We start from the raw sequence: 6293 nt of genomic DNA, 5'->3' as shown, positions 1-6293 counted from the left end.
CCCCGTCCCCCGTCCCCCGTCCCTCGCCCCTCACAGCCCCGCGAACAACGCCCGGAGCGGCTCCGGCGTCCGGTCCGGCGGGAGGGCCGCGGTCAGGACGCGGCCGTACTGGATCTTGCGGCCCTTCTTCGTGCCGAAGAACCGCCGCAACTGCCGTTCCGGCGCACGGCCTTGCTGGGCCGGCTGGCCCTTGAAGATCTGCAGGGACCGCAAGTCGCCCTGTTCCTCGACGAGTTGCTCCACCCGCCGCACGCCGAGGGCGCGGATCAGCTCGTCCTCCAGGTCCGCCACGCAGACGTGGAAGGCCTCGCTCCCCAACTCCCGTGCGTAGTACGGCCGTTCCGCCTCGTCGCACAGTCCGGTCAGGCGCAGGCCGAGCCCCTCGGGCCCGAGCACGCGGACGAACCGGCCGACGCTCATCGCACCGCCCATCGACAGCACGCACACCCCCTCGGCCGCCAGATCCCGCCCGTCGCGGGCCGCGAGCGCGTCGACCGCCGCGAGGTCGCTCGGCCCTTCGAGCAGCACGACCGTACCCACCCCCGCCGCGAGCGCCCGCGCCCGCTCGTCCGCCCCGCCCGCAGCCCACGCCGCGACCGCTTCCCGAAACCCGTCCATGCCGTCCGTCGTCACGCCCCAAGTCTCCGCCGGGACCACCCCGTACCGACAGGGATTTTCCCCACCGGACCGCCCGAGCCCAAGGCCGCAGGCGCACGGGGCCCGCAGGGCACGGCGGATCTTCGGCCCGATCGACGTCGGCGCTCGCAGCCGCGGCGAGTACCGGCAGATCCACGACGGTCGCGCGGGCCGGAGCGGGAGACCACAGGCCACACCCCCACACCCCCGCACCCCCGCACGCCCAGACGCTCGGGCAACCCCCTCCGGCCCTCCGCTCGCCCGCCTGCCGCAACCGGCGTCGCGGAACCCGACTTCCGGCGGAAGCATCCGTAGACGGGACACCACCCACCGGAGCGGACCGTCGAAAGGCCGGGGCCATGCACGAGCGAGACGTCGTCCCCGGCGCACGCCCCGACCCCCGGGACCCACCGGCCCCCGCCCCGGGCCCGTACCCCGCCGACCGTCCGCTGCCCTGGCTCGCCGGTACGGCCGCCGCGTACACCCTTCTCCAACTCGTCCTGCTCGTGCCGGGCACCGGGCTCGGGTGGGACGAGACCGTGTACGTCAGCCAGGTCAGCCCGCAGGCCCCGGCGGCGTTTTTCAGCGCGCCCCGCGCCCGCGGCATCACCTTCCTCGTCGCCCCCGTCACCGAGCTGACCACCTCCGTGCCGGCGCTCCGCGTCTACCTCGCCCTGCTCTCCGGACTCGGCCTCTTCCTCGCCCTGTGGGTCTGGCGCACGCTGCTGCCGACCGCCGTACTCGCCGTCGGCGGCGGCCTGTTCGCGACCATCTGGGTCACGTTCTTCTACGGCCCGCAGGTCATGCCCAACCTGTGGGTCGCGTACGCGGCGCTCGCCGCCACCGGCTGCCTGCTGCGCACCACCCGTGCCCCCGACGGCCGGATGCTGTGCGGCATCGCGGGCGCCGTGGCGTTCGCCGCGCTGCTGCGCCCCGCCGACGCCCTCTGGCTGTGCCTCGCACTCGCCCTCGCCGCGCTGCTTCTGACCCGCGGCCGCCCCCGCCTGCGGCTGCTCCTCGTGCTCGCGGGCGGCCTGGTCGCGGGCTCCGCGGAGTGGATCGTCGAGGCGTACGTGCGGTACGGCGGTCTCGCCGCGCGCCTCGACCGGGCCAGCGAGGTCCAAGGCCACCTGGGCGCGTACTTCGCCGTCGACGACCACGCCCGCGCCCTGTCGGGCCGTACCCTCTGCCGCCCCTGCGACGTGGCCTGGGAGCACCCGGTCGCCAGCCTGTGGTTCCTGCTGCTGCCGCTGCTCGTCGCCGCCGGGGCCTGGGCCGCCGCCCGCACGCCGCACCGCCGCGCGGTCCTCCTCGCCACCGGGACCGGACTCGCCCTGGCCGCCCCGTACTTGTTCACCGTCGGCTACGCCGCCCCCCGCTTCCTGCTGCCCGCGTACGCCCTGCTCACCCTGCCCGTCGCCTACGGCCTGACCCGGGCCGTGCGCGCGGCGCGGGCGGCGCGGCCCGCCTGGCGCAGGGCCCTGCTCGCCGGGCTGGCGCTCGCTCTGCTCGGGCATCTGGCGATCCAGTACAAGGTCCTCGACGGCCTGACCCGGCGGGTGCGCCACGACACCGCCCGGTACGCCGAGGTCGCCGCCGAACTGCGCGCCCAGGGCGTGCGACCGCCGTGCGTGGTCACCGGCATGGAGTCCGTCCGGGTCGCGTTCCGCGTCGGCTGCTCCTCGCGCCAGCCCGGCGGCAACGACGCCAGCATCACGCCCGAAGGGCTCGCCGAGGCGGCCGGCCACCAGCCCGTCGCCGTGCTCCTCTCCGGCGACCAGCAGCCCATGCCGTACGCCCGCGACTGGCGCGTGGTCCGGCTGCCCGACCTGCCCCACCTGCCGGACTACCGCGCCCACCTGTCACCCACCGCGCGGCCCGGACCGCCCGGCGGGCCCGTCGTCACCAGGCGGCGATGACCGGGGCCGGGTGCTCCTGCCGCTGCCAGGCCGCGTCGAGCCGGGCGAGCCGGTCCGCCTTCGCGACCCCGCACAGCGCCGCGACCCGGCCCTCGCTCACGTCGAACGTCACCGCGCCCGCCACCCGGCCGTCGACCACCGCGACCACCGCGGGGGTGCCGTTGACCGTCGCGATGTGCAGCGACGGCGAGCCGCCCGCGAGCCGCCGCTTCGCCTCCGTGGGCTTGAACCCGGCCCGTACGAACGTCGCGACCCGCTCCCGTGTCCGGAGCCGCAGCAGCCGCCGGGCCAGGCCCGCGCCGTCCGACACCGCCGTCACGTCGTCCGTGAGCAGCGCGACCAGCCGGTCCGTACGCCCCGACGTCGCCGCCGCCAGGAACTCCTCGACGACCCGGCGCGCGGACACCGGATCCGCCTGGCCGCGCCGCCGCTCGGCCGCGACCCGGACCCGCGCCCGGTGCGCGTGCTGCTGACTCGCCGACTCGCTGATGTCCAGGATCCGCGCGATCTCCCCGTGCCCGTACGAGAAGGCCTCCCGCAGCACGTACACCGCCCGTTCCACCGGCGACAGGCGCTCCATCAGCAACAGCACGGCGAGCGAGACCGATTCGCGCTGCTCGACGGTGTCGGCCGGGCCGAGCATCGGGTCGCCCTCCAGGAGCGGTTCCGGCAGCCAGGCGCCGGCCGACCGCTCGTGCCGTGCCTGCGCCGAGCGGAGCCGGTCGAGGCAGAGGTTGGTGACGACCTTCGTCAGCCACGCCTCCGGCACCTCGACCCGCTCCCGGTCGGCGGCCTGCCAGCGCAGGAACGCGTCCTGCACGGCGTCCTCGGCGTCGGCGGCCGAGCCCAGCAGGCGGTACGCGAGCGCGGCGAGCCGGCCCCGGCTGGCCTCGAACCGATCGACGGCGGCAGTCTCCATGCGGTGCAGCCTAGATCTCCTACGCGGCGACCCGCACCGCCGCCCGCTCCGGCGCCCCGGCCAGGCGGCGCCGCCGCTTCGGCATGCCGAACGTCGGGTGCGCGATGCCCCAGCCGGCCGTGCTCAGCACGGTCTCCTTGAACCGCGCGGCCGTCCTGCCGCCCACGTACCAGGACTTCGACCGGGCCTCGCCGTCCACCACCTGGAAGATCCCGTCCCGCCGGCCGAGGCTGATGTGGTTGCCGACGTACTTCAGGCCGGTCGTCGGGACCTCCGCGCCGGTCAGACGCGCGACGATCGCGGCGGTCGCCTGCATGTTGGTGAACCCGGCCGAGGCGCAGGACATGGGCAGCGGAAGCCCGTTGTCGCCGATCGCGTACGCGGAGTCGCCCGCGGCGTACACGTCCGGGTGCGACACCGACCGCATCGAGCGGTCCACCACGATCTGCCCGGTCTCCGCGACCTCCAGTCCGCTCGCGGCGGCGATGGGGTGCACGGCGAACCCGGCCGTCCACACGGTCACGTCGGCCGGAATCGACGTACCGCCCGCGAGCGCGCGGCCCGGCTCGACCGCGTCGACGACGGTGTGCTCGTGCACGGTGATGCCCAACCGCTCGAAGGCCAGGCGCAGATGGCGGCGGGCCTTCGGCGACAGCCAGGCGCCCAGCTCGCCGCGCGCCGCGAGCGCCACGGACAGCCCGGGCCGCGACTCGGCGAGCTCGGTCGCCGTCTCGATCCCGGTCAGCCCCTCGCCGACGACGAGCACGCTGCCGCCCTCGCCGAGGCCGTCGAGCCGCTCCCGCAGCCGCAGCGCGGAGGCCCGTCCGGCCACGTCGAAGGCGTGCTCGGCGACGCCCGGCACGTCCTGCCGCGCCGCGGAACTGCCGAGCGAGTACAGCAGCGTGTCGTACGGGATCACGTCGTCCCCGCGGCCGTCCTGCTCGCCGGTCACGGTGACGGTCCTGCTGTCCGGGTCGACGGCGGTGACGCGGGCCAGCCGCAGCCGGACCCCGGTGCCCGCGAAGACGTCGTCGAGCTTGCGGAACGTGAAGTCCTGGCCGGCCGCGAGCTGGTGCATCCGCATCCGCTCGACGAACACGGGCTCGGCGTTGACGACGGTGATCTCGGTGTCGGCGGGGGAGAGGCGCCGCGCCAGGCTCCCGGCGGCGAAAGCGCCGGCGTATCCGGCGCCGAGTACGACGATGCGGTGCTTCATGGCGAGTGCTCCTTGTGTCGTTCGCGTGCCCCTTGAACGAGACGGCCCGACCTTTCCTGACAGCCATCCGCTGTGACCCGCGTCACGGAGGGAGGGGCCGGTGGCCATGCCCGGCAAGGACGGTTGGGTCCCGGTATGTTCCGAAGGGTGAGCGGCGACGAACCGGAAGCGGAGCAGAGGGCGAGGGACGAGCGCTCCGGAGAGGAGGGGGCGAGGGGCGAGCGTTCCGGCGAACGGGGAGTGAGAGGCGAGCGTTCCGGCGAGCAGGGGATGAGCGACGAGCAGGCGACGACGGCCCACGCCCGGCGCCGCGCGCGTCGGCTGCTCGGCTTCGTGCTCGCGATCGCCGCCCTGGTGGCGTGCTACTTCCTGCTCCCGCTCGACGGCCTCGGCCCCGGCCGCCCCGGCCTCAGCTGGACGCTCTTCGTGCTCGCGCTCGCGCTGATCGCCGCCGTGATCCTCCGGGAGATCCGCGACCTGCTGCTCGACAAGCCGGACACCCGGTCCGGCCTGGTCATCGCCGTGCTGATGGTGCTGTCGATCCTGGTGTTCGCCTCCGCGTACTACGGACTCGCCCACCATCCCGGCGAGTTCACCGGTCTGCGCACCCGGGTCGACGCCCTGTACTTCACGCTCGTCTCGGTCGCGACGGTCGGCTACGGCGACATCGCGCCCATCGGACAGACGGCCCGCGTCGTCGCCCTCCTGCAGATCGTCTACACGCTCGTCTTCCTGACCACGGCGGCCACCGCCCTGAGCCGCCGCGTACGCCTGGTCACGGAGAAACACCACGGACCCGGGCACGGGCACTCGGACGCACACGGGCACGGACACGCGCACAGGCGTGGGCGTGGGCGCGAGCGCGGGGAGCGGCGGCGCAAGGGCGGCGGCTGAGGTCGGCGGGCCGGGGCGCCCCGGCCCGCCGTACCGGTCAGGGCAGCAGCCCGAGATCCTTCAGGGCGCTCTCGAACTGGTTCCGGCCCGGGTTGTCCTGGCCCTGGCCCGGGTTGTCGTTCCCCTGCCCGGGCTTGTCCTTGCCCTGGCCGGGAGGCTCGGCCCGGCAGTTGCCCTGCGCCCAGGCGGGCAGCGCCCCGCACAGGCCCTGGGTGACCTGGTCGAGCGCGGGCGGCAGCGCGGGCGGCGTGACCGAGGGCGTGGGCACCGGCGGCTCGTCCTCCGCCGGAGGCGCCGTGGGCGTCGGGGTGGGCGTCGGCGTGGGCTTCGAACCCTGGTCCGGCGCGGGATCATCGGCCGGGGACTCCGGCTGCTGCGCCCCCGACCCGGCGTCCGAGTCCGACTCCGACCCGGGCTTCGACCCCGAGTCCGACCCGGACCCTCCCGCGCCTCCACCGGAGCCGGAACCCGACCCCGACCCGGAACCCGAACCGGAGCCCGAACCGTCCTGCGGCCCGTCCTGCTGCTCCTCCTGCGAGATCGACGGGTTCGGTGCGGGCTTGGCCTTCGGCTCGGAGGCGCCCCCGGTGAGGGCGAGGGCCGCGGCCATGCCCGCCGCGAGCACGACACCCGCGGCGATGCCCGCCTTGGCGGGAGTGCCGAGCCCCTCGGCGGCCGCGCCACCGGCGGCTCCCCCGGAAGCCCCCGT

At 75.5% G+C, this 6293-nt stretch carries 5 protein-coding genes and 1 pseudogene; 2 read left to right on the top strand and 4 right to left on the bottom strand.

Annotated elements, in window-relative coordinates; translation table 11 throughout:
- Positions 1 to 30 precede the first annotated feature (30 nt).
- Entirely contained in the window at positions 31 to 618 is a 588-nt protein-coding gene (locus ACIDOF_RS37365) for a TOPRIM nucleotidyl transferase/hydrolase domain-containing protein (RefSeq protein ID WP_409010726.1), read from the bottom strand.
- Between the two features lie 377 nt (positions 619 to 995).
- Between ACIDOF_RS37365 and ACIDOF_RS37360 the strand changes: the two genes are divergently transcribed.
- The gene (locus ACIDOF_RS37360; protein WP_409010725.1) at positions 996 to 2555 is read left to right on the top strand and encodes a hypothetical protein; all 1560 of its coding nucleotides are present in this window, start codon (positions 996 to 998) and stop codon (positions 2553 to 2555) included.
- Here ACIDOF_RS37360 and ACIDOF_RS37355 read toward each other — a convergent pair.
- Positions 2539 to 3474, bottom strand: a complete 936-nt coding sequence (locus ACIDOF_RS37355; RefSeq protein WP_409010724.1) for a sigma-70 family RNA polymerase sigma factor — start codon at positions 3472 to 3474, stop codon at positions 2539 to 2541. The two genes, ACIDOF_RS37360 and ACIDOF_RS37355, sit on opposite strands and share 17 nt — an antisense overlap.
- A gap of 19 nt (positions 3475 to 3493) precedes the next feature.
- Positions 3494 to 4690 (bottom strand): NAD(P)/FAD-dependent oxidoreductase, encoded by a 1197-nt coding sequence (locus ACIDOF_RS37350; protein ID WP_409010723.1) that lies wholly within the window; start codon positions 4688 to 4690, stop codon positions 3494 to 3496.
- 270 nt (positions 4691 to 4960) lie between these two features.
- Between ACIDOF_RS37350 and ACIDOF_RS37345 the strand changes: the two genes are divergently transcribed.
- On the top strand, positions 4961 to 5584 hold the full coding sequence (locus ACIDOF_RS37345) for a potassium channel family protein (protein WP_409010722.1): 624 nt from the start codon (positions 4961 to 4963) through the stop codon (positions 5582 to 5584).
- A gap of 37 nt (positions 5585 to 5621) precedes the next feature.
- On the opposite strand, the pseudogene ACIDOF_RS37340 reads toward ACIDOF_RS37345, so the two are convergent.
- Positions 5622 to 6293, bottom strand: a pseudogene (locus tag ACIDOF_RS37340) (hypothetical protein); the annotation flags it as partial.

The organism is Streptomyces sp. Da 82-17 (assembly GCF_046098215.1).
Lineage (GTDB): Bacteria > Actinomycetota > Actinomycetes > Streptomycetales > Streptomycetaceae > Streptomyces.
The sequence above is the reverse complement of the archived record's forward strand: the minus strand, read 5'-3'. Positions and strand labels throughout refer to the sequence as shown.

Coding starts and splice junctions, on each gene's coding strand:
- ACIDOF_RS37365 (WP_409010726.1), bottom strand. CDS start 618: ATGGACGGGTTTCGGGAAGCGGTCGCGGCGTGGGCTGCGGGCGGGGCG.
- ACIDOF_RS37360 (WP_409010725.1), top strand. CDS start 996: ATGCACGAGCGAGACGTCGTCCCCGGCGCACGCCCCGACCCCCGGGAC.
- ACIDOF_RS37355 (WP_409010724.1), bottom strand. CDS start 3,474: ATGGAGACTGCCGCCGTCGATCGGTTCGAGGCCAGCCGGGGCCGGCTC.
- ACIDOF_RS37350 (WP_409010723.1), bottom strand. CDS start 4,690: ATGAAGCACCGCATCGTCGTACTCGGCGCCGGATACGCCGGCGCTTTC.
- ACIDOF_RS37345 (WP_409010722.1), top strand. CDS start 4,961: ATGAGCGACGAGCAGGCGACGACGGCCCACGCCCGGCGCCGCGCGCGT.